This is a genomic window from Plantactinospora mayteni, from assembly GCF_016862935.1.
GTDB lineage: Bacteria > Actinomycetota > Actinomycetes > Mycobacteriales > Micromonosporaceae > Plantactinospora > Plantactinospora mayteni.
Map to the genome: position 1 here is coordinate 83,361 of NZ_BONX01000038.1, position 21,412 is coordinate 104,772.

A 21,412-nucleotide genomic window follows, 5' to 3' on the forward strand; every position below is an offset into this window, starting at 1 on the left:
CGCCGACCGTCCCGTGACCCGGGCCGGCGGCGGACCGGGGACCCGCAGGCCGTACCAGGAGATGGAGGACCAGATGAAATTCGTCCGGCTCGCGGCGGTGGCCAGCGCCGCCACGCTCGCCGTCGCGCTCAGCGCGTGCGGATCGAGTACCAAGACCGTGGACCAGGAGGCCGGCTCCGGCGACAACGCCGGGGCGCTCGTCGGGGTCACCATGCCGACGAAGTCCTCCGAGCGGTGGATCCACGATGGTGACAACGTCAAGGCGGGCCTGGAGAAGCTCGGCTACACCGTCGACCTCCAGTACGCCGAGAACGACATCCCGGCCCAGGTGAACCAGATCGAGAACCAGATCACCAAGGGCGCCAAGGTGCTGATCATCGCCTCGATCGACGGCACCGCCATCACCACCCAGTTGCAGAACGCGGCGGACAACAAGATCCCGGTCATCGCGTACGACCGGTTGATCCGGAACAGCCCGAACGTCGACTACTACGCCACCTTCGACAACTTCAAGGTCGGGGTGCAGCAGGCGACCTCGCTGCTGGTCGGGCTGAAGCTGAAGAACGAGGACGGCAGCGACGGCACCGCCAAGGGACCATTCAACGTCGAGCTGTTCGCCGGCTCGCCGGACGACAACAACGCCACCTTCTTCTTCAACGGCGCGATGTCGGTGCTCCAGCCGTACATCGACAAGGGCACCCTGGTGGTCAAGAGCGGGCAGACGGACTTCAAGACCGTCGCGATCCTGCGCTGGGATCCCGGTACGGCACAGCGCCGGATGGAGGACCTGCTGACCAAGACGTACGGCAGCGGCACGAAGGTGAACGGCGTGCTCTCGCCGTACGACGGGCTGTCGATCGGCATCCTGTCGGCACTGAAGAGCAACGGCTACGGTGCGGCCGGACAGCCGTACCCGATCGTGACCGGGCAGGACGCCGAGGTGGCCTCGGTGAAGTCCATCATCGCCGGTGAGCAGTACTCGACCATCTACAAGGACACCCGGCAGCTCGCCGAGGTGGCGGTCAAGATGGCCGACGCGGTACTCAAGGGGAGCAAGCCCGAGGTCAACAACGAGAAGGACTATGAGAACGGCAACAAGGTCGTGCCGTCCTTCCTGCTCGATCCGGTGATCGTCAACAAGGCCAACTACAAGGCGACGCTGATCGACACCGGGTACTACAAGCCGGAGCAGATCCAGTAGTACGGTCGCGGCGGTCGCCCGGGGTGATCCCCCGGTGCGGCCGCCGCGCCCGTGGCAGTAACACATGCACACCCACCGACCCCTGGAGTCGACGCCATGTCGGAAACCAACGCCACGCCTGACCGCCCACTCCTCCCCATGGCCGAAGCCAGGGGTTTCCCGGGCGGCTCTTGATGACCGACGACATTCTGCGGATGCGGGACATCACCAAGACCTTTCCCGGGGTACGCGCGCTCCAGGAGGTCAGCCTCTCGGTGCGGCAGGGTGAGATCCACGGGATCTGCGGCGAGAACGGCGCCGGCAAGTCCACCCTGATGAAGGTGCTCTCCGGGGTCTACCCGCACGGCTCGTACTCCGGGGAGATCTCCTTCGACGGCGAGCCCTGCGAGTTCTCCGACATCCGGGACAGCGAGCGGCGTGGGATCGTCATCATCCACCAGGAGTTGGCGCTCTGCCCGCAGCTCTCGATCGCCGAGAACATCTTCCTCGGCAACGAGCGGGCCAGCCGTGGCCTGATCGACTGGAACCGGACCAATCACGAGGCCGGTGAGCTGCTCGCCCGGGTCGGGCTGCACGAGAACCCGGTGACCCAGGTCAGCGACATCGGGGTCGGCAAGCAGCAACTCGTCGAGATCGCCAAGGCGCTCTCCAAGCGGGTCCGGCTGCTCATCCTCGACGAGCCCACCGCGGCGCTCAACGACCGGGACTCGGCGCACCTGCTCGACCTGCTGCGCGGCCTGCGCGACCAGGGCATCACCTGCGTGATCATCTCGCACAAGCTGAACGAGATCGCCGCGATCGCCGACCGGATCACCATCCTGCGGGACGGCCGGACGATCGAGACCCTGGACCCTACCTCCGACGAGGTGACCGAGGACCGGATCATCTCCGGGATGGTCGGCCGGGACCTCGACCACCGGTTCCCGCCGCGCGAGCCGCGAATCGGCAGCGAGGTGCTGCGGATCGAGGACTGGACGGTGCACAGCCCCAGCCAGCACGGTCGGGTGGTGGTGTCGAAGGCCAACCTCACGCTGCGGCGCGGCGAGATCGTCGGGCTGGCCGGGCTGATGGGCGCCGGCCGTACCGAGCTGGCGATGAGCGTCTTCGGGCGCTCGTACGGGACGAACATCTCCGGCCGGCTGGTCAAGGACGGGCGGGAGATCAGCGTACGGTCGGTGCGGGACGCGATCCGGCACGGCATCGCGTACGCGACCGAGGACCGCAAGCGGTACGGCCTCAACCTGATCGAGGACATCAAGCGGAACATCTCGGCCGCCGGCCTGACCCGGCTGGCCCGGCGCGGCTGGGTCGACGACCACCGGGAATACCAGGTCGCCGACGAATACCGGGCCAGCATGAACATCAAGGCGCCGAGCGTGTTGAGCGTGACCGGCAAGCTCAGCGGCGGCAACCAGCAGAAGGTCGTACTGTCAAAGTGGATCTTCACCAACCCGGACGTGCTGATCCTCGACGAGCCGACCCGGGGCATCGACGTCGGCGCCAAGTACGAGATCTACTCGATCGTCAACCGGCTCGCCGACGAGGGTAAGGCCATCCTGGTCATCTCGTCGGAGCTGCCCGAACTGCTCGGCCTCTGCGACCGCATCTACACCCTCTCCGCCGGTCGGGTCACCGCCGAGGTGCCGCGCGCGGAGGCGACCCAGGAACACCTGATGCGGTACATGACCAATGGCCAGGCCGATCACGGCGACGCCCGCACCACCTCGGACGACCCCGGCCCGGCGGACGGCTCCGGCCGGCCGAGCGACCCGACGAACGGACAGGAGTAGACCTCGATGAGCGCCACCGCACCCACCAACGCCGACGTCGCGGTGAGCGGGCCCGGTCCCGGTGAACCCTCCGCCCCGGCCGGCGGGTCCGGCCGCCGCCTCTCGATCAACCTGCGGCAGAGCGGCATCTACGTCGCCTTCGCGCTGATCGTGCTGCTCTTCTCGGTACTGACCGACGGGGCACTGCTCCAGCCGCAGAACATCTCCAACATCGTGGTGCAGAACTCGTACGTGCTGATCCTGGCGATCGGCATGATCCTGATCATCATCGCCGGGCACATCGACCTCTCCGCCGGCTCGGTGGTGGCGGTCACCGGGGCCATCGCGGCGGTACTGATGGTCGAACAGGACGTACCGTGGCCGCTGGCCCTGCTGATCACCCTCGTCGTCGGCGGGCTGATCGGTGCCTGGCAGGGATTCTGGATCGCCTACTTCGGCATCCCCGCGTTCATCGTGACCCTGGCCGGCATGCTGCTGTTCCGGGCGCTCACCCTGACCGTCCTCGGCAACCAGGGCATCGGCCCGTTCCCGGACCCGGTGCGTACCCTCGCCAACGGCTTCACCGAGGGTTACCTGGGCAACGTCGGGCTCGGTCCGCTGGGCGGGGCCGACCTGTTCAGCCTGCTGGTCGGGATCGCCGCGATGGCCGGCATCGTGGTGGTGCAGTGGCGTAGCCGGGTGGCCCGGCTCGGCTACCAGCAGAGCGTCGAGCCGCTGCCGCTGTTCGTCCTGAAGCTCGCCCTGGCCGGCGTGGTGGTGATGACGGTGGTCGTGCAGTTGGCCCGGTTCAAGAACCTGCCCTGGGTGCTGATCCTGCTCGCGGGGCTGATCCTGGCGTACTCGCTGCTGACCAACCGGGCCGTCTTCGGCCGGCAGATCTACGCCGTCGGCGGCAACCTCCAGGCCGCGACCCTGAGCGGCGTCAAGGTCAAGTCGGTGATCTTCTGGATCTTCGTCAACATGGGCGTACTGGCCGCGCTCGCCGGGATCATCTTCGCCGGCCGGCTCAACCAGGCCGGGCCGACCGCCGGAAACGCGTTCGAACTCGACGCCATCGCGGCGGCGTTCATCGGCGGTGCGGCGGTGCAGGGCGGCGTCGGCAAGGTGGTCGGGGCGATCACCGGCGGCCTGATCATGGGCGTCATCAACAACGGCATGTCGCTGATGGGTGCGCCGAGCGAACGGGTGATGCTGGTCAAGGGCGCGGTACTGCTCGCGGCGGTGGCCTTCGACGTCTGGACCAAGCGGCGCGCCGGAGCGTCCCGGTAGTGGTCGTCCGGTAGTGGTACCGGCCGGTCGCCCCGCTGACGGTGGGCCGACCGGCCGGACTTTCCCGACGGCGCCCTCGGCGGGCGCGATCCACGTCGGCGAGCCGCACGGCATCCGACGGCTGGGGCGCCTACGGTGGAAATCAGGACGAACCATCAGGATCGCGGTCAGGTCGGAGCCGGGCCGGCCCGACGCCGCGATCCACTCGGAGGTCGGGAGGCGGTCCGGTGGCCGATCCGGGACGTGCCCGGGGGAGCGGGCCCACGCCGGGACGCCCCGGCTGAGATGGACTGGGCGGGATGGGCACTGTTCGGGGTGGTCGCCACCGCCGCGCTCACCGCGGCGATGATCACGGCGCAGCTCGCCGGGCTCACCCGGGTCGACCTGCCGCTGATCCTCGGCACCCTGGTCACCGAGGACCCGGACCGGGCCCGGATCGCCGGCTTCCTCATCCACCTGCTGGCCGGCCAGGGATTCGCGCTCGGCTACGCCGCGACGTTCGCCCTGCTGGGCCGGGCCACCTGGTGGCTCGGCGCGTTGCTCGGCGTACTGCACGTCGGCATCTCGCTGACGGTGCTGCTGCCGCTGCTGCCGGGCGTACACCCCCGGATGGCGTCGGCCCGGGCCGGCCCGGCCAGTACGGCGGTGCTGGAGCCGCCGGGCCTGCTGGCGCTCAACTACGGCGTGCAGACTCCGCTGGTCACCGTGGCCGTGCACATCCTCTACGGGACGGTCCTCGGACTACTCCTACAGGCCCGCTGAGCCGGGACGCCGCCGACAGGGCGGCACACCCCGTCAGCGCGTCGTCGCACCGGGCGGCACTCAGCGTCGGCGTAGCGGCGCACCGGGCCGACCGGGCACCACTCCGCGTCGGCGCAGCGTCGCACCGGGCAGCACTCCGCGTCGGTGTAGCGGCGTGCTGGGCCGACGGGTCCCGGGTGGGGCGCCGGAGGAGGTCGCGGTGACCCGCGAGCCGCCCTCCGCGGCGGAGGACCGATCGCCGGCCGTCGGCCCGGTACTGCCGCCGATCGCGGACTACGGGCTGCTCGGGGACACCCGCACGGCCGCCCTGGTCTCCAGCGCCGGTGCGATCGACTGGATGTGCGTACCCCGCTTCGACGGCGCGTCCCTGTTCGGCCGGCTCGTCGGCGGCCCGGGAGCGGGCACGTACCGGATCGGCCCGGCCCGGCCGGCCGAGGTGGTCGAGCGGCGGTACCGGCGGCACACGGCGACCCTGCGGACGACCTGGGCGGTCGGCGACCGGCGCCTCACCCTCACCGAGGGGATGGTCGCCGAGATCACCGGCCGGCTGCTGCCGGCGACCCTGCTGGTCCGACGCCTGCGCGCCGACGGAGGTCCGGTCGAGGCCGTGGTCGAGTTCGACCCCCGGCTCGGGACCGGGTACCGGCCGCCCCGGGTCCGCCGCCGACGGCCGCCGCTCGTCTGCGAATGGGGCTCGCTCGCGGTGTCGCTGACCTGCACTCCCGGGGTGGCCGTCGAACCCGGCCGACCCGCCCCGATGACCGTCCACCCGGGCCGGCCGGTCACCTTCGTGCTGGCCATGGCCCACCGCGAACCACTGCTGTACGTCGATCCGGACGCGGCCTGGGAACTCCTGCGCGCCGACGAGGCGCACTGGCGGACCTGGATCGCCGAGGTCGACCCCGAACTGCCGTTCCGGGACGAGGTGGCGCGCAGCCTGCTCACGTTGCGGCTGTTGACGTACTCGCCGTCGCAGGCTCCGGTCGCCGCGCCGACCACCTCGCTGCCGGAGCAGCCGGGCGGCGTACGGAACTGGGACTACCGCTACGTCTGGCCCCGCGACGCCAGCATCGGTGTCGCCGCCTTCCTCGGTGTCGGCAAGCCCGACCAGGCCCGTGGCTTCCTCGCCTGGCTGTTGCGGGCCAGCCGGTTACAGCGCCCTCGGCTACCGGCACTGTTCACCCTGGACGGTCTGCGGGTACCGGCGGAGCGGCGGGTCGACAGCTGGCCCGGCTACGCCGGCAGCACCCCGGTACGCCTCGGCAACGGCGCCGCCGAGCAGCACCAGCTCGACGGCTATGGCTGGGTCGTCGACGCCGTCTGGGTGTACGCGAGTGCCGGACACCGCCTCGACACGGAGACCTGGCGGACCGTACGCGGCTTCGCCGACGTGGTCGCCCGGCGATGGCGGGAACCCGACGCCGGCATCTGGGAGCTGCGCCACGCCACCCACCAGGTGCACTCCAAGCTGATGGGCTGGCTCGCCCTGGACCGGGCGCTGCGGATAGCCCAGACCCATCCGCTTCCGGACCGGCAGCGGCAGCGCTGGCGGGACGCCCGTCAGGCGATCGCCGACGACGTACGGGTGCACGGGGTCGACCCGGAGCGGTCGACCTACGTCCGCGGCTACGGCTCCCGGGAAGTCGACGCGGCGCTGCTGGTACTGCCGCTGCTCGGCATTGAGGACGCCGACTCGCCCCGGGTCGGGGGCACCATCGAGGCCATCCGGAGCGACCTGGGCGCGGGCGGCCCGCTGCTCTACCGCTACCCGCCCGGCCGCGACGGCCTACCCGGCTCCGAAGCGGCCTTCCTGCCCTGCTCGTTCTGGCTGACCCAGGCCCTGGCCGCCACCGGACGGCGGGCCGAGGCGGTCGAGTTGTTCCAGGCACTCCTCGACCTGGCGAGTCCGGTGGGCCTCTACGCGGAGGAGATGGACCCGGCCACCGGTGCCCACCTCGGCAACTATCCGCAGACCCTGACCCACGCCGCGCTCGTCCAGGCCGCACTCGCGCTCAGGTCGGCACCCGCCGGGTAGCCCCGCATCGCTCGCCGGTCCGGCCCGGTCCGCGCCGACCCAAGCCGGGCTCCGCTCGCCGGCCCGGTCTGTGCCGTCCGGGTGGCCGGCACCGCTTGCCTCCCCGGTCGGTGCGGTCCGGGTGCCGGGCACCGCTGGCAGGTCCGGTCGGCGTTGGTCGGTGGGGGTGCCGCCCGGCGGGCATCTCGGCGGGCGGGGCAGAGGCTAACCGCCGTGTCGACTACCTGCGGTCGCGGCGGGGCGGTGCTGGCCGAGCCGGTCGAGGACGAAGGTGAGAAAGGCGTGCACCTCGGCATCGTCCACGGTGTCGCCGGCCGCCCGGCCCTGGGCGTAGCCGCGCAGTGCCGCGTGGATCAGCGGACCGAACTCCGGCGCGGCCCGGGTCGCCCACTCCGCCGCCGGCCGCTTCGGGTACCACCGGCGTTGGGCGGCGTACCGCAGCGAGCGGCAGCCGTTGAGCACCGCGTTGTCGCCGAGGTCGAGATCGGCGTGCAGGCGTGCCTCGACCGACTCGACCACCACCGGCAGCAGCGTGGCGAAGGGTACCGGCGCCAGCAACGTCGCGGGTGGCGGGCCGAGCAGCGCGACGCCCTGCTGACTGCTGATCGACCGGTCGATCGGGTACCAGAACACCGCCTCGTCCGGGCTTGCTCCGAAGCCGACCTTCGGCGGCAACGCCCGTCCGGTGTTGAGGTTGAGGGCGAAGCCGGCTCCGGTGCCGGCGTCGGCCACCACCGACCGCTCGTACAGCACGAACTCCAGGCCGGTGGCGGGGCAGCGCAGCGCGTCGTGGGACAGCTCGGCGGCGAGCGCCTGCAATACCGCCGGACCGGCGCGCTCGACCACGGCGATCAGGTCGATGTCGCTGCGCCCCGGCGAATAGCCGTCGAGCGCCAGGGATCCGGTCGGATAGACGCCGAGGAGCGCGTCCCCGAGAATGGCGCGCAGCCGGTCCAGTACCCCGGCCAGATATCCGCGCTCGTCGGGCGGAAGGGTCGATGTCACCGCGACACCTTGCCATGCCGGCGAAGGCACCCCGCCCGCGCCCCGCCGCCCGAACCGACCCACCTCACCCGCACGGGCGTCGACCTCGGCCTCCGGCGGTACGACCCGACCGGGACCTCCGCGAGTGCACGACCTGCATACGATTCCTGGCGTCCGACGACCGTTCGTTCCCAGACCAGAAGGAAGACCGTGGACTCGTCCCTCGCGATCCTCATCGGCGGCACGGCCGTCTGCGCCGGCGCCGTCGCCTACCTGGTGCTTCTCCGCGATCTCGGTCCGCGTCGCGCCGTCGGGGCCGCCGTCGGCGTGACGATCGGTATCACCGCGAGCTTCCTGCTGATGCTCTACCTCGCCACGCTCGCTCTCCCGGCCGTGGTGGGTTTCGTCGCGGTCTTCGCCGCCGGTGTCGCCTATCCGGTCTTCCTGCGCGACCTCGGCCCACGTCGGGCCGGGGTCGCCGCCGCCGGCGCGGCTGCCGTGGTCACCGCGAGTTTCCTGCTCGTCGTCTACCTCGCCGTGATCGCCTTCATCGCCGCCGTCGGCGTGTACCTGCTGCTGCGGGTCCGGATCCGGATCGCCCCGGCGCTGGTACTCATGGCGACCACCCTCGGCGGGCTGCTCGCCGCCTCCGCACTCGTCTTCTGGATCAGCCTCACGTACGTCATGTGACGCGGGCGCGCCGGATCACCTCGTCCCGCTGCCGTCCCGTACGGCCGCGACCAGGGCGGGGAGCACCTGAGCCGCGGTTCCACGCAGGTTGATCGCGCAGACCCGGTCGAGCGGTGTCGGTTCCGGGTTGACCTGGATCACGGTGGCACCGGAGCGGGCCGCGATCCGGGGGATCTCGGCGGCGGGATAGACGACCCCGGAGGTGCCGACCGTCAGCAGTACGTCGCAGCCGGCAGCGGCTTCGACCGCCGTGGTCAACGCCGCCTCGGGCAGTGCCTCGCCGAACCACACGACGCCGGGTCGGACGAGTGCTCCGCAGCGCGTGCACCGAGGCGGTGGCACCCGGCCGCCCTCGCCAGGATCGGCGGTCTCGCCGTCCACCGTCTCCGGCAGCGCAGCCGGGTGGTCGGCACTGGCGATCGTCACAGGCAGCGTAGCCGGGCGGGCGGGCTTGGCGACCGTCTCCGGCAGGGGTGCCGGGTGGGCGGCCTCGGCGACGCAGCGGGGAGCGAAGAGGCTGCCGTGCAGGTGGACGGGGGATCGGGAGCCGGCCCGCTCGTGCAGGTCGTCGACGTTCTGGGTGATGACCACGGTGCCTGGGAGCAGGGCCTCGATGGCGGCCGTGGCGAGGTGTCCGGGATTGGGCTCGGCCCGGCGTACCCGGGCGCGCCGCCACTCGTACCAGCCCCAGACCAGGTCAGGGTCGGCGTGGAACGCCTCCGGGGTGGCGAGTTGCAGCGCGTCGAAGCGGGCCCACAGCCCGGTGAGATCGTCCCGGAAGGTCGGCACGCCGCTTTCGGCCGAGATCCCGGCACCGGTGAAGACGACGACCCGACGAGCCTGGCCGAGTACTGCGGCGGCATCGGGCGGCAGAACCTGCTCCATCCGGGAGATCCTGCCACCATCGCGTTCCGGCCGGCGAGGCCGCCGACGTCCCGGTGCCGGGCCACACCACGTACCGGAGATGTCGCCGCCACCACCAGCCAAACCGGATCGCGACCCGTCAGCGTCAACCCGGCACGCCCTTGCCGACTAACTCCGCCGCCGCCGTGCCCGGTCCTGTACCGCCTCCCGGTATAGCTCGACCAGTGCCCGGCCGTGCGCCCCCCACGGGCGCGGAGTGACACCCGCCGCCGCCGGAGGTGGCCCGGCGGCAACCGATTCGTCGATCGCTCGGGCGGTAGCGTCCAAGTCGTCCGGGTCGACCAACCGCGCCGCGGCGCCGAGCAGCTCGCGGTAGGTGGGGATGTCGGCGGCGACCACGGGCGCCCCGGCGGCCAGCGCCTCCAACGGCGGAAACCCGAAGCCCTCGCTCGCCGAGAGACTGACCACGGCGCCGGCCCGCAGGTACAGCGCCTGCAACATACTGTCGTCGACCGCGCCGAGCAGGACCGCGTCCGCGGCCACCGGGTGGTCGGCGACCAGCGCGGTGCCGGGACCGCCGGGCGCGAAGTCGCCGCCGACCAGCACCAGTCGGACTCCGCGACGCCGGCTGGCCGTCCGCGCGTACGCGTCCAGCACGGCGCCGATCCGCTTGTGTGCCCTGGCCAGCCCGACATAGAGGACGAACTCGTGCGGCGGGGGTGCCGCCCCGTCAGGTGGTACCGGCGCGGCGAGCAGATGGTCGCTGCCCCACGAGCTGACCCGCAGCGGCGCGTCCGCCCGGACGGCGGTGCGGAACTGCCCGGCGACCGTCTCCGTCGGTACGACGATCCGGGACGCGGTCGCCGCGAGGTGCGCCATCATCCGCCCGTAGTACTCCTCGTGCACGGAGGCGGGGTGTGCACGGGCGGCCGACGCCGGCGGGGTCAGTACGCGCAGCTCCGCCACCGCCCGGCGCATCGCCGCCAGGTCGGCGGCACCGAACCGCGCGGCGAACGCGGCGTCCGAATAGCAGAGGCCGGGATCGAGCAGCCGGACGACGTCGTGCACGGTCACCACCAGCGGGATGCCGGGGTCGGGCCACGGAATCCGGTAGTCGAACAGGTGGACCACGTCGGCACCGACCCGGCGGGCGGCGTCGAGCAGCTCGTCCGCCTCGGCCGCGCCGTACCGTGGCGTCCCGGTCGGCGTCAGGACGTCGAGCCTGATCCCACCCGCGGAGCGCACCGCCGCGACGGTGCAGCGGGTGTAGCGCCCGATGCCGTCGGGAGCGTCGATCCGTCCGTCCACCAGCACCCGGATCACCGCTGCCACCTCACTGGACATGGTGCGGACAATGCATCGCCACCTATCCTTCCATGGCATGAAGCCCGGCCGCGCCACCACACCCCGCGCGGTGCCCGCCACCGGCCCACCAGCGTCCGCCACCGGCCCATCGGCTACGGGAGGTCAAGGAACTCGTCGGCCGGCCGGCTCACCAGCACCCGCCACCGGCTCACCAGCGCCCGCGATCGACTCACCAGCGCCCGCGACCGGCTCGCCAGCACTCGCCACCGACTCACCAGTGCTCGTCACCGGCGGAGCGGGGTTTCTGGGCATTGCCGTGGTCCGGCGGCTGCGCGCCGCCGGCCAGTCGGTGGCCGTCCTCGACGACGGCAGCGCCGGTACGCTGCGTCGGCTGCACGCGTTCGCCGACGACGCCGGGGTGGTCCACCACCTGACCAGCGTCTGCGACGCCGACGCGGTGGCCGAGCTGCACCGCGCCGTGCGGCCGTGGGCCGTGGTCCACCTCGCGGCCCGGCACTTCATACCGGAGTGTGAGCGCGATCCGCAGGAGACCGCCCGGGTGAACGTCGCCGGCACGGCCAGCCTGCTCGCCGCCTGGCGGGCCCACCGCCCGCAGCGGTTCGTGTTCGCGTCCTCGGCGGCCGTCTACGCCGATTCCACCGGCCCGCTCTCCGAACGGTCCCGGTGCGCCCCGCGCACCGTCTACGGCCACACCAAGCTGGAGGGGGAGCGGATGGTGCACCGGCAGGCCGCCCGTCGCGGCGTGGCCGCGCTGTCGGTGCGGCTGTTCAACCTCTACGGACCCGGCCCGACCGCCGACCATCTGGTCCCGACCGCGCTCGCCCAGGCCCGGGCCGGCGGCGCGCTGCACCTCGGCGACCTGCGGACCATCCGTGACTACGTGTACGTCGAGGACGCCGCCGACGCGGTCGTGGCGCTGCTCGCCCGGGACGTCACCGGCCGGGTGAACATCGGCACCGGCCGGGGCACCGCCGGCCAGGAGGTGGTGGCGTCCATCCTGGAGATTCTCGGTGTGACCGGCACGGTCGCGCGGGATCCGGCCCGTACCCGGGCGCGGGACAGCCTGGCAGTGGTCGCCGACGTCCGCCGGCTCCGCGCGATACTGCCGGCGTGGCGGCCGGTTCCGCTCCGCGAGGGACTGCTGCGTACGGCGCGGACGGCGGCGGTCGAGCCTCGGCATCCGATCGTCAGCCGTGGGTACCGGGCGGCGTCGGGTCCGGCGGCGGCAGCCAGCTCAGCAGCTCCGGCCGGCGGGCCCGCAGTTGTCTCGCCAGCCGTTCCGCAGCCGTCGACCGGCGCTGATTGAGCAGGTCGAACCGGCGCCGGGCGAGCATCAACGGCAGCAGTCGGTCGAGTTGATCGTGGTCCACCCCGCCGCCGTAACCGGCGACCGCCGACTCGACGGTACCGCCGAGGCCGAGGTCGACCGCGATGCACCAGGCCAGGTCGAGCATTGGCGGCCCGACCTGGATGGCGCCCGGGTCGAGTACGGCCCGCAGCCGGGTACCGGTGAACAGCACGTTGTGCCCGACCGCCATGTCGCCGTGGATCGCGGTCATCGGCGCACCGTGACACGCCTGGTCGAGTGCTGCCGCCAGGCGCAGCGCGCAGGCCGGATCGCGCAGCCGGATCTCGCCGAAGAACATCGCGGCGGTGCCCGGGGCGTCCAGCCGGCGGCCGAATGCCGGCGCGTGGTCGTGCCAGCGGCGCATCGCCGCGCAGACCGCGTGCTGTCGTCGGGGCAGCAGCGGACCGGCGGCACCGTGTGATCCGGGCACCCGCTCCAGCACGGTCCACCACCGGCGCTCGCCACCGGCCAGGATCTCACCGTGGTCGAGCAGTGCGGGTGCCGGGATGCCGGCGGCGACGCGTACCCGCTCGTAGCCGAGGCAGACCGCCAGCATCTCGTGCCGGCGGTGCTGCACCTTGATCAGGGTACGGGCGCCCGGTACGACCGCCCCGCCGGTACCGTCCGGCGCCGGACCGTCGTAGGCGGGGCTCCGCGCCGCCGCCCGGACCAGCGCGTCGACGACCTCGCCCGGCAGCTCGCCGGCGGACGGTGTCGCGGCGTCGCTCAGGTCGAGCGGCCCGCAGGGCGGCACGCTCGCGCTCCGCTCACCCGCCTGCCGCTCACCCACCTGCCGTTCACCCACCCGGTTCGGTCGATCCACGTGCGGCCCGAAGCATGTGCAGCGGTCGCAGCCAGCGATCCCGTGCCAGCTCGGCCGAGTCGTACCAGCCGACCGCCGCGAAGTCGTGCAGCCCGTCGTCCCCGAGCCAGAGGCCCGCGACCGCCGCCCACACCGGTGGGGCCAACTGGTCGGTCCGGGCGTCGGCGGCGAGCGCGGCGGCGGCCGTACGGGCCAGCTCGGGCCGGTCGGTGGCCAGCGCCGCGAGTACCGTGATCGCGTCGACCGGCAGCAGTTGGCCGACCACGCCGGACTCCTCGGTCAACTGGTGGGCCCGGGCGAGCAGGTCGTCTACCTCCTCGCAGTCGCCCCGGGCGGCTGCCGCGATCGCCGCCGCGAGGTCGCACTGGGCGAGGCCGATCAGGTCACCCAGCGACTGGTTGAGTTCGCGGGCCTCCGGCAGCATCGACACCGCGAGTTCCGGGTCGGTCCACATGGTGGCCAGCGCCAGATGCCGGGCGGCCCGCGCGCCCCACAGCGGCGCACCGGTGGCCCGCGCCTGGTCGAGGGCCTGCCGGAAGAAGCCGGCCGACCGGGCGAAGTCGCCACCGTGCTGGTAGACGTGGCCGAGCAGGTCCCACGTCCGGGCGTCCTCCAGCGGCTGGCCGGCCGAGGGCGGTGCGTACCCGAGCACCTCGGCCAGCCGGCTGCGCCGCAGTGCCACCCCGGCGCGACCCCACGCACCGGCGCTGCGCAGCAGCGGCCCGGCCTGCTCCAGGGAGGCGAAGAACCCGTCGCCCTCCGCGTGGTGACCCGTCGACTGGGTAAGCGAGCCGAGCTCGTAGGCGACGTACGCGTCGTAGGGGTGCTGCCACGGCGCCTGTGCCAGCGTCTTGAGCCGCTGGTACCGGGGGCGGGCGTCGACCTCCGCGGTGGACGCCAGCCGGGCCGCCTCGACCAGCCGCCGTAGCGCCGGCGCGGCGTCGTCGGCGGGCGGCAGCGCGGCCAGCACCTGCCAGTGGCCGAGCTGGCTGAGCGTGTAGGTCAGGTCCCCCAGCCGGTCGGGCAGCAGCCCGTGCTCGACCGCCGCCTGTAGGACCAGCAGCATCGCCGCCACCGCGCACTGGCTGCGCTGCGCGGACACCACGGTGTCGCCGTCGTCCGGTCGCCAGACCTCCAGGCCGACCTCGGTCACCCGGGCCGTCGCCCGGGCGGCCCGCTCGACGCGCTCGGCACCGACCCAGCCGTCGTCGGTGTACTCGTCGCAGGCGTTGATGCTCTGCCGGAGGGTCTGGTGGATCCGGTACTCCGGCCAGGTGCCCGCCGCGTGCCGGACGAAGCTGTTGGTGAGGAACCGGTGGATCGTCGCCGTCGCCACGTCCGGCAGTACCGCGCGGAGGATGTCGGCGTCGAACGCGGCCAGCAGTGCCGAGGCGCGCAGCAGGTTGCGTTCGGCGGGGGAGAGGTCGCGCATGATCCGCAGCACCAGTTCGGGCAGCGGGCCGCCGAACTGGGCCGGGTCCGGCCGTTCCGCGCGCAGCGCCGCGTTGCGGTACTGGCTGACCGACAGTTCGAGGTAGAGCGGGGAGCCCGCCGAGGCGTCGACGATCCGTCGGCGTACCGCCTCGTCGATCGCCGGTGTCCCGTCGGCCACCGTCAGCCGCTCGCGCAGGAAGGTGTCGGCGTAGTCGGGGGTGAGCCCGGCGAGGGTGTGCTGGTCGCCGCGCCCGTCCGCGCTGGCGAGGTGTGGCCAGCGCTGACCGCCGCCGTAGGTCAGGGTGACCGCGCGGACCGGGTCGTGCCAGCGCAGCGGGCGCCGGCTGGTCACCACGAACAGCACGTTGGGCATCAGGTAGACCATCCGGGCGAGCAGGTCCTCCAGCAGCCCCTTCTCCCGGGGCAGCCCCTGGACGGCCTCGAAGGTGTCCAGGTGGCAGACTGCCAGCGCCGGCCGTTTGGCCCGGATCCGCTCGATGTCCCAGGCGAGCAGGATGGGCAGGTAGCCGAGCATCCGGTCCGGGTCGTTCTCCCTGAGGATGAGGCCGAAGGGCGGGAACTCGCGCTGGAGGTGGCGTACCTCCGCGGCCTCCCGCAGCCGGCGTACCAGCCCGGTGGCCATTCGGTAGCCGACCTCCACCACGGCCACCGAGCCGAGCAGCTCGTCGACGACCCCGGCGATCTGCTGCGCGGTCTGCTCCCGGTCCTCCTGGCCGAGGAAGCCGCTGCGTTCGACGAAGTCGGTCAGGCTGACGCCCGGGTGCTTGAGTTCCCAATAGACCGACAGGCCGGTGTCGAAGGCGGTGAAGGGGCGGCCGAGGCTGCCCAGCGCCGCGCGGACCCGCAGGACGACGGTCTCGAAGCCGAGGTTGCTGCCGTCGGCGAAGTCGAAACTGGCCACCACCCGGCGCTTCGGCAGAGCGGGCGAGGACGACCCGATCAGCTCCGCGCAGAACTGGTTGACCAGTGTGGTCTTGCCGATGCCGCCCTGACCGTGCAGCACGACCACGTTTCGCGCGGGGCGGCTGAAGTCGAGCAGATCCGCTGTGGAGAGCGGGTCGGCCGCCATGCCGTGGGCCCGGTCCGACAGGAGCCGGATGTAGTCCTCCCGGTCGGTGAACACCTCGTTGCGGCGGTACGGGCCGGCGGCGCCGAAAACGAAGTAGTCGTCGAGGTCCACTTCGTCATGTAATCATCTGGCTACATCATCTGTCGACATCGACCGATCCGGTGCGGACGTGGGGGCGGGGGAGGCCATGGAAGGTAGGGCGGCATGACGCGAGTGCTTGTCGACATTCGCGCCAACCAGCAGACCGGCATCGCCCGCTACGGCACCAACCTGCTGCGCGAGTTGGCCGTCCTGGCGAGCACCGGCGGACGCCCCGGCTGACCGCGTTCGTCGACCCCGTGCAGGTCACGGCGGCGCGGGAGGCGATCGGGGCGGCGCCGGTACGGCTGCTCGTGGCCGACGAGCCGGACGGCTTCGTACGCCGCAGCACCGAACTGCGCGCACTGCTGGCGACCGGCACGTTCGACCTCTACCACACCACCCACTACACGGTGGACCGCAACTGTCCGATTCCGTACAGCTATACCGTGCACGACCTGACCCGGCTGCGCTACCCGGAGCACGACTACGGCCAGGAACAGTTCGTCCGGCACTTCGGCGCGGCGCAGTGGGCCGCGGTGTGCGCGGAACTCGCCGCGCTGGCCGACTGGGACGACGGGCGAGGGGGCCCGTTCCAGCGCTACTTCCGGGCGCTGAACCGGGCACTCGTGGCGGGCGCCACCCGGATCGTGGCGGTGTCCCGGGCGACCGGCCACGATCTGGGGAAGCTGCTCGGCGTACCGGCCGGCGGCATCGACCTGGTGCCGTGCGCGGTGCGTACCGAGACGTTCCACCGGCGTACCGCCGCCGAGGTCTCCGCCGCGCGCGCCGGGTACGCGCTGTCCGGCCCGTACTGCCTCTACGTCGGGCTCGCCGGGCCGATCAAACGGTTCGACTGGCTGCTCGCCCGGTGGCTGGACGCCGCGCACCGGTTCCCGGCCGACGCCCGGCTCGTCGTGGTCGGCGGCTACGCCGAGGCCCGTACGGAGGTCGCCGCGCTGCTGCGCGACTCGCCGGCGGCGGGCTCGGTGGTGTTCACCGGCAGGGTCGACGACGACACGCTGGCCGCGCTCTATTCCGGCGCCGCCGCCCTGCTGGTCGCCTCCCGTAACGAGGGCAACCACCTCGGCCCCCTGGAGGCGCTGGCCTGCGGTTGCGAGGTGATCTGCACCGACATCGCGCCGCTGCGCGAGACGGTCGACGGGCACGCGCACTTCTACCCGTTGACCGATGCCGGCGCGCTGACCGAACTGGTCGCCGCCGCGCTGCGCGGTACGCTGCCGCCGGCCGGCGCGGGCTTCGCGGTGCCCCGCTGGCCCGACTCCGGCCGGGCGCTGGTCGACTCGATGCGCCGATCGCTGGACAGCCCTGGTGGCAACTCGCCCGCCGTCACCGGACTCCGGCACGGCGACTCATGACCACCCAGGTGCGCCATTCGCGACAGCGGGACGCTTCCGCCCGTGCGGCGCTACCGGCCTACCCCAGGGGTGGCGCGCGCCGACGATCAGGCGGTCGTGCCGGTGCCGCCCGGGACACCGGTGTGGAAGGCGAGGGGGTCGTACGCCAGCGACGCCTTGACGTGGCCGCTCCAGTCGTCGGCCGACGCAGCTCCGAACTCGTCACGGCCAGCGACCGGGTCGACGCGGTCATCTCGTTCCGTGCGGGCCCGGCCAGCGGCTGCACCCGGGTCGACCTCCCGTCGGCCTTACCGGAATCGGTTGCATGCGCCTGAGTAGCGGCCTCGACCTGACGGTGGTGCGGCACGGCCAGAGCACCGCGAACGTGGCGTTTGCGGCGGCCGAGGCGGCCAATCGGCCCGGTACGGGTCTGGTGGGCCGGGACCGGGACATCCCGCTCTCCCCGTTGGGCGAGACGCAGGCCGGCGCGGTCGGACGGCGGCTGGCAGGGCTGCCGGCGCGGCGGCGGCCGGAGGTGGTGATCTGCTCGCCATACCGGCGGGCGCGCCAGACCTGGCGGTTCGCGGCGGCGGCGGCCGACGCCGCCGGTGTCCGGCTGCCGCCGCCACTCGTCGACGACCGGCTGCGGGATCGTGGAATGGGCGAGCTGGAACTGCTGACGAGGACCGCGATCGAGGTACGGTTCCCGGCCGAGGCCGCCCGGTGGCGGGAGACGGACGAACTCCGGTACCGGCCACCCGGCGGCGAATCGCTGCTCGACGTCGGTGTCCGGCTCGCGCCGCTGCTCGCCGAGCTGCGTACCTCGCACGCCGGCCGGCGACTGCTGCTGGTCGCCCATGACGCCGTGGTGATCATGCTGCGTCATCTGATCGAGCGGCTGTCGCTGGACGAACTGCGCGCCGTGGTCGCCGCCGGCCCGGTCGCGAACGCGTCGTTCACCTCGTGGACCACTGTGGACGGGGACGACATCCCGGTCCTGGTGGAGTACGACGTGGTCGATCACCTGCGCGCCGACCCCTTGTGACGGCTCCGGTGACCCCGGTCGCGGGCGGAGGCGTCGGATCCGGCTGTTACGGTCTGCGCCATGGTGGCGGTGTGGCGGATCGTGCATTACCACCGAGCCGAGGCGCCGGTGACCGGGCCGGTCACCAAGTTCGGCGGCCAGCCCGGTTGGCTCGGGCAGCCGCAGTGGCCGCTCAGCGCGGCCTGGGGTACGCCGATGCGTTTCCTGGGCCAGATCGCGCTGGAACCCGAACTGGTTGGCGACGGCCCGGGACGGGTCGCCTATCTCTTCGTCACCCACGGCGACCATGGGCGCGACGTCGAGGAGTTCGACCCCGACGTCGTCCTACCCGACGGCGGCGAGAATGCCGTGGTCGTCCAGCCCGGTACCTTCGCCGGGCCGACCACCCCGCTGGCCAGCGGCCCGACGCTCTACCACAAGGACGGGTCGGCTGCGGAATACACCGTCGAGCTGCTCCGTGGCGAGGATCCCGGGCCACTGTCGCCGGACGCGTACCTGGCACTGCCGTCCGAACAACAGGACCGCTACTTCCGGGCGATCGACCACGACAAGATCGGCGGGACGGCCCTGCCGCTCGACCCGCCCGACCGGCCGGGGGGCGGGCCCTGGCGACCCCTGCTGCGCCTGGCGACCAACTGGACGCCCTTCTACCTCAATCTCGGCGCCGCGCCCGTGCTGTCGGCCTTCCTCTCCGCCGACTCCGGCACGGGCTGTCTGCTCGTCCAGGACTCCTGAGCGCCGAGCGGCTCCAGCTCCGAGATCCGGGCGATGTTCTCCGCCTCGTCCGGATCGGGCTGGGGCGTCTCGAAGAACGCCCGGGCGACCTCGACGGCGACGTCCGGGGCAAGCCGCTTCAGGCTCAGCGCGAGCACGTTCGCGTCGTTCCAGAGCCGCGCGCCGGTCGCGATCCAGGGCTCCCAGGCGAGGGCCGCCCGTACCCCCGGGATCTTGTTCGCCGCGATCGCGGTGCCGGTACCCGTCCAGCACATCACGACGCCGAAGTCCGCGCCTCCTCCGGCCACCGCCTGGCCGACCTCGGCGCCGATCCTCGGCCACTGTTCGTCGCCCGCCACCCGCACCACCTCGCCGAGGCCGGACAGGTATTCGAGTACCGCTCTGGTCGCCTCGTTCTCGTCGTCGGCGCCGAACGCGATTCGCATTCGGTGAGCATACGGACCGGCCCGCGCCGGGCCCGTCCGTCAGGCCGACCCGTCCGTCAGGCCGGCCAGGTCTCGGCGAGGAAGTCGAGGATCAGCGCGGTCGTCTCGGCGGGGCGTTCCAGGCTGGGCAGGTGGCCGGCCCAGGGCAGTTCGAGGTGCCGGGCGTCGGGCAGCAGCGTGGGCAGCCGGGCGGCGATCTGCCGGAAGTCCGCCAGGTCGTACCGGCCGGAGATGGCGAGGCAGGGCGCGGTGATCTTCCCGAGGTCGGGCTCGCCGAGATCGAGGCCCGGAACGTCCTCGGTGGCGGCGAGTTGGACGTCGAAGGCGTGCCGCTGCATCTCGCGTACCCGATTCCGGGTCGCGTCGTCGGCCTCGGGCCCCAGCCAGGTCCGCAGGTTGAGTTCGACGGCGCCCTCGACGTCGCCGGCCTCGAGCAGTTCGTCCTCGGCTCCGCCGAAGGCCCGCAGGTCCGGGCCGGGCAGGTGGCCCGGCATGCCGGCGCAGAGCAGCGCCAGCGTGCCCACCCGGTCCGGCCACCGGGCGGCCACCTCCAGCCCCACCTGACCGCCGAACGAGGCGCCGACCAGTGCCACCCGGTCGATCTGGAGCGCGTCCAACAGGTCGCGCACGTCCTGCGCCTCGGAGTAGGGGCGGTCCGGCACCGGGGTCTCGCCGAAGCCCCGGAAGTCACAGCGGATCACCTGGTAGCCGGCGTCGAGCAGGGCGGGCCACTGCGGGTCCCACATCCGCCGGTCGCAGACGGTGGAGTGCAGCAGCAGGACGGCGGGGCCGTTTCCGGCGACATCGTGGGTAAGCATCATCGTGGCCCACCCTAGGCCGGCCACACCGGGCCCACCATCGAATATCGGCGACTGCGCGACTGCGCGACTGCGCGACTGCGCGACTGCGCGACTGCGCGATTGCGCGAGTGGAGGACCGGACGGCCGGGCGAAGGGGCGACTGGGTTGCCGGGCGACAGCGCGGCTCGCGGCTGGCTGCGGGCGGGCGAATATCGCCATCCAGCGGTGTGGCGCGGAGCGACTCGATAGGCTGACCGAGGCCGGCAAATTCGACAATTAGCGCAATTATCGTCTAGGCGTCGCGTCGGGTCGATGCGGTCGCGTCTGCCGAGGCGTGGCGTCTCGCCGCAGCGCGGCACCGGGCCGCCGCGAGCGCGCTGCCGGCCGCCGCGACCGCCGTGCCCGGCGGGCGAACCACGGGGGAAGGGGAGAGTCGGGTGCCCTATCTGACTGTCGGCGTGGAGAACTCCGCGCCCATCGATCTGCACTACGAGGATCATGGCGCCGGGCAGCCGGTGGTGCTCATCCACGGCTTCCCGCTCAGCGGTGCGGCCTGGGAGAAGCAGATCAACCCGCTGCTCAACGCCGGCTATCGGACCATCACCTACGACCGGCGGGGGTACGGCACGTCGAGCCAGCCGGCCGTGGGCTACGACTACGACACCTTCGCCGCCGACCTCAGCATCCTGATGAACGAGCTGGACCTCACCGACGCGATCCTGGTCGGCCACTCGATGGGTACCGGCGAGGTGGCGCGCTACATCTCCAACTACGGCTCGGCCCGGGTGAACCGGGCCGTCTTCATCTCGCCGATCCCGCCGTTCCTGCTCAAGACGGAGGACAACCCCGAAGGCGTCGACCAGAGCCTCTTCGACGGCTTCATGCAGAGTGTCATCGCCGATCGGGCCAGCTACCAGACGTCATTCCTGCACGACTTCTACAACCTTGACGAGAACCTCGGCAAGCGGGTCAGTGACGAGGTGGTCCGGATGAACTGGGAGGTGGCGGTGAGCGCCTCGCCGATCGGTACGCTGGCCTCCATCCCCGCCTGGCTCACCGACTTCCGCCAGGACCTGCCCCGGATCGACGTACCGACGCTGATCATCCAGGGCGACGCGGACCGGGTACTGCCATATCCGGTGACCGGGCAGCGGATGCACGCGGCGATGCCGAACAGTCAGCTGGTCACCCTGAAGGGCGCACCGCACGGCATCCCGTGGACCCATGCAGACGAGATCAACCAGGCGCTGCTCGACTTCGTCAGGACCCCGGTCGACGCGCTCCTCTGACCAGGCCCGTCCTGGCCGAGGCAGGTCCGTTCCGGCCGAGGCAGACCTGTCCCGGCCGAGGCAGAC

19 protein-coding genes are annotated in these 21,412 nt (G+C 72.4%); 11 read left to right on the forward strand and 8 right to left on the reverse strand.

Annotation, left to right across the window (positions count from 1 at the left end; translation table 11 throughout):
* Window positions 1–73 precede the first annotated feature (73 nt).
* From chvE to Pma05_RS27485, 5 genes are all read left to right on the forward strand, one after another.
* Window positions 74–1,201 (forward strand): multiple monosaccharide ABC transporter substrate-binding protein, encoded by a 1,128-nt coding sequence (chvE, locus tag Pma05_RS27465; protein ID WP_203860372.1) that lies wholly within the window; start codon window positions 74–76, stop codon window positions 1,199–1,201.
* A gap of 173 nt (window positions 1,202–1,374) precedes the next feature.
* Window positions 1,375–2,991 carry a multiple monosaccharide ABC transporter ATP-binding protein gene (gene mmsA / locus Pma05_RS27470; protein WP_203860373.1) on the forward strand — a complete coding sequence of 539 codons (1,617 nt, stop codon included), beginning with the start codon at window positions 1,375–1,377 and terminating at the stop codon, window positions 2,989–2,991.
* Between the two features lie 6 nt (window positions 2,992–2,997).
* The gene (gene mmsB, locus Pma05_RS27475) at window positions 2,998–4,260 is read left to right on the forward strand and encodes a multiple monosaccharide ABC transporter permease (protein WP_203860374.1); all 1,263 of its coding nucleotides are present in this window, start codon (window positions 2,998–3,000) and stop codon (window positions 4,258–4,260) included.
* A gap of 285 nt (window positions 4,261–4,545) precedes the next feature.
* Window positions 4,546–5,022 (forward strand): hypothetical protein, encoded by a 477-nt coding sequence (locus Pma05_RS27480; RefSeq protein ID WP_203860375.1) that lies wholly within the window; start codon window positions 4,546–4,548, stop codon window positions 5,020–5,022.
* Between the two features lie 199 nt (window positions 5,023–5,221).
* On the forward strand, window positions 5,222–7,057 hold the full coding sequence (locus tag Pma05_RS27485) for a glycoside hydrolase family 15 protein (RefSeq protein WP_203860376.1): 1,836 nt from the start codon (window positions 5,222–5,224) through the stop codon (window positions 7,055–7,057).
* Window positions 7,058–7,261: 204 nt separating this feature from the next.
* Here the strand turns inward: Pma05_RS27485 and Pma05_RS27490 are convergent, their stop codons facing one another.
* Window positions 7,262–8,062, reverse strand: coding sequence for an aminoglycoside adenylyltransferase domain-containing protein (locus Pma05_RS27490; RefSeq protein ID WP_203860377.1), 801 nt, complete (start codon window positions 8,060–8,062; stop codon window positions 7,262–7,264).
* Between the two features lie 189 nt (window positions 8,063–8,251).
* On the opposite strand from Pma05_RS27490, the gene Pma05_RS27495 reads away from it, so the two are divergent.
* Window positions 8,252–8,731 (forward strand): hypothetical protein, encoded by a 480-nt coding sequence (locus Pma05_RS27495; RefSeq protein ID WP_203860378.1) that lies wholly within the window; start codon window positions 8,252–8,254, stop codon window positions 8,729–8,731.
* A gap of 15 nt (window positions 8,732–8,746) precedes the next feature.
* On the opposite strand, the gene Pma05_RS27500 is transcribed toward Pma05_RS27495, so the two are convergent.
* The 3 genes from Pma05_RS27500 to Pma05_RS43570 all read right to left on the reverse strand — a co-directional run bounded on the left by Pma05_RS27500 (window position 8,747) and on the right by Pma05_RS43570 (window position 11,175).
* The gene (locus Pma05_RS27500; RefSeq protein ID WP_203860379.1) at window positions 8,747–9,616 is read right to left on the reverse strand and encodes an SIR2 family NAD-dependent protein deacylase; all 870 of its coding nucleotides are present in this window, start codon (window positions 9,614–9,616) and stop codon (window positions 8,747–8,749) included.
* A gap of 147 nt (window positions 9,617–9,763) precedes the next feature.
* Window positions 9,764–10,939, reverse strand: coding sequence for a glycosyltransferase (locus Pma05_RS27505; protein ID WP_203860380.1), 1,176 nt, complete (start codon window positions 10,937–10,939; stop codon window positions 9,764–9,766).
* Window positions 10,940–11,052: 113 nt separating this feature from the next.
* The gene (locus Pma05_RS43570) at window positions 11,053–11,175 is read right to left on the reverse strand and encodes a hypothetical protein (protein ID WP_275414758.1); all 123 of its coding nucleotides are present in this window, start codon (window positions 11,173–11,175) and stop codon (window positions 11,053–11,055) included.
* 2 nt (window positions 11,176–11,177) lie between these two features.
* Between Pma05_RS43570 and Pma05_RS27510 the strand changes: the two genes are divergently transcribed.
* A complete protein-coding gene (locus Pma05_RS27510) occupies window positions 11,178–12,227 on the forward strand; it encodes an NAD-dependent epimerase/dehydratase family protein (protein ID WP_203860381.1) in 1,050 nt (349 codons plus the stop codon).
* On the opposite strand, the gene Pma05_RS27515 is transcribed toward Pma05_RS27510, so the two are convergent.
* Together Pma05_RS27515 and Pma05_RS27520 are read right to left on the reverse strand one after the other, a co-directional pair.
* Complete coding sequence (locus Pma05_RS27515; protein WP_203860382.1) at window positions 12,109–13,092, reverse strand: phosphotransferase; 984 nt, start codon at window positions 13,090–13,092, stop codon at window positions 12,109–12,111. The genes Pma05_RS27510 and Pma05_RS27515 overlap by 119 nt on opposite strands.
* On the reverse strand, window positions 13,067–15,727 hold the full coding sequence (locus tag Pma05_RS27520; protein WP_203860383.1) for a hypothetical protein: 2,661 nt from the start codon (window positions 15,725–15,727) through the stop codon (window positions 13,067–13,069). The genes Pma05_RS27515 and Pma05_RS27520 overlap by 26 nt, the downstream gene beginning before the upstream one ends.
* Before the next feature lie 227 nt (window positions 15,728–15,954).
* On the opposite strand from Pma05_RS27520, the gene Pma05_RS27525 reads away from it, so the two are divergent.
* The 3 genes from Pma05_RS27525 (at window position 15,955) to Pma05_RS27535 (ending at window position 18,832) form a co-directional block, all read left to right on the forward strand.
* Window positions 15,955–17,073, forward strand: coding sequence for a glycosyltransferase (locus tag Pma05_RS27525; protein WP_203860384.1), 1,119 nt, complete (start codon window positions 15,955–15,957; stop codon window positions 17,071–17,073).
* Between the two features lie 304 nt (window positions 17,074–17,377).
* Window positions 17,378–18,097, forward strand: a complete 720-nt coding sequence (locus Pma05_RS27530; RefSeq protein WP_203860385.1) for a histidine phosphatase family protein — start codon at window positions 17,378–17,380, stop codon at window positions 18,095–18,097.
* A gap of 60 nt (window positions 18,098–18,157) precedes the next feature.
* On the forward strand, window positions 18,158–18,832 hold the full coding sequence (locus Pma05_RS27535; RefSeq protein ID WP_203860386.1) for a hypothetical protein: 675 nt from the start codon (window positions 18,158–18,160) through the stop codon (window positions 18,830–18,832).
* Here the strand turns inward: Pma05_RS27535 and Pma05_RS27540 are convergent.
* Both Pma05_RS27540 and Pma05_RS27545 read right to left on the reverse strand, forming a co-directional pair.
* Window positions 18,745–19,257 carry an RpiB/LacA/LacB family sugar-phosphate isomerase gene (locus tag Pma05_RS27540; RefSeq protein WP_203860387.1) on the reverse strand — a complete coding sequence of 171 codons (513 nt, stop codon included), beginning with the start codon at window positions 19,255–19,257 and terminating at the stop codon, window positions 18,745–18,747. The two genes, Pma05_RS27535 and Pma05_RS27540, sit on opposite strands and share 88 nt — an antisense overlap.
* A 56-nt stretch (window positions 19,258–19,313) precedes the next feature.
* Entirely contained in the window at window positions 19,314–20,078 is a 765-nt protein-coding gene (locus tag Pma05_RS27545; RefSeq protein WP_203860388.1) for an alpha/beta fold hydrolase, read from the reverse strand.
* Between the two features lie 416 nt (window positions 20,079–20,494).
* On the opposite strand from Pma05_RS27545, the gene Pma05_RS27550 reads away from it, so the two are divergent.
* Window positions 20,495–21,346: an alpha/beta fold hydrolase gene (locus Pma05_RS27550; RefSeq protein ID WP_203860389.1), complete on the forward strand. Its 852-nt coding sequence runs from the start codon at window positions 20,495–20,497 to the stop codon at window positions 21,344–21,346.
* Window positions 21,347–21,412 lie beyond the last annotated feature (66 nt).

Bases quoted from the DNA above. Each gene is read 5' to 3' on its own strand.
- Pma05_RS27540 (WP_203860387.1), bottom strand. From the start codon at position 19,257: ATGCGAATCGCGTTCGGCGCCGACGACGAGAACGAGGCGACCAGAGCG.
- chvE (WP_203860372.1), top strand. From the start codon at position 74: ATGAAATTCGTCCGGCTCGCGGCGGTGGCCAGCGCCGCCACGCTCGCC.
- Pma05_RS27535 (WP_203860386.1), top strand. From the start codon at position 18,158: ATGGTGGCGGTGTGGCGGATCGTGCATTACCACCGAGCCGAGGCGCCG.
- Pma05_RS27545 (WP_203860388.1), bottom strand. From the start codon at position 20,078: ATGATGCTTACCCACGATGTCGCCGGAAACGGCCCCGCCGTCCTGCTG.
- mmsB (WP_203860374.1), top strand. From the start codon at position 2,998: ATGAGCGCCACCGCACCCACCAACGCCGACGTCGCGGTGAGCGGGCCC.
- Pma05_RS27530 (WP_203860385.1), top strand. From the start codon at position 17,378: ATGCGCCTGAGTAGCGGCCTCGACCTGACGGTGGTGCGGCACGGCCAG.
- Pma05_RS27480 (WP_203860375.1), top strand. From the start codon at position 4,546: ATGGACTGGGCGGGATGGGCACTGTTCGGGGTGGTCGCCACCGCCGCG.
- Pma05_RS27505 (WP_203860380.1), bottom strand. From the start codon at position 10,939: ATGTCCAGTGAGGTGGCAGCGGTGATCCGGGTGCTGGTGGACGGACGG.
- Pma05_RS27500 (WP_203860379.1), bottom strand. From the start codon at position 9,616: ATGGAGCAGGTTCTGCCGCCCGATGCCGCCGCAGTACTCGGCCAGGCT.
- mmsA (WP_203860373.1), top strand. From the start codon at position 1,375: ATGACCGACGACATTCTGCGGATGCGGGACATCACCAAGACCTTTCCC.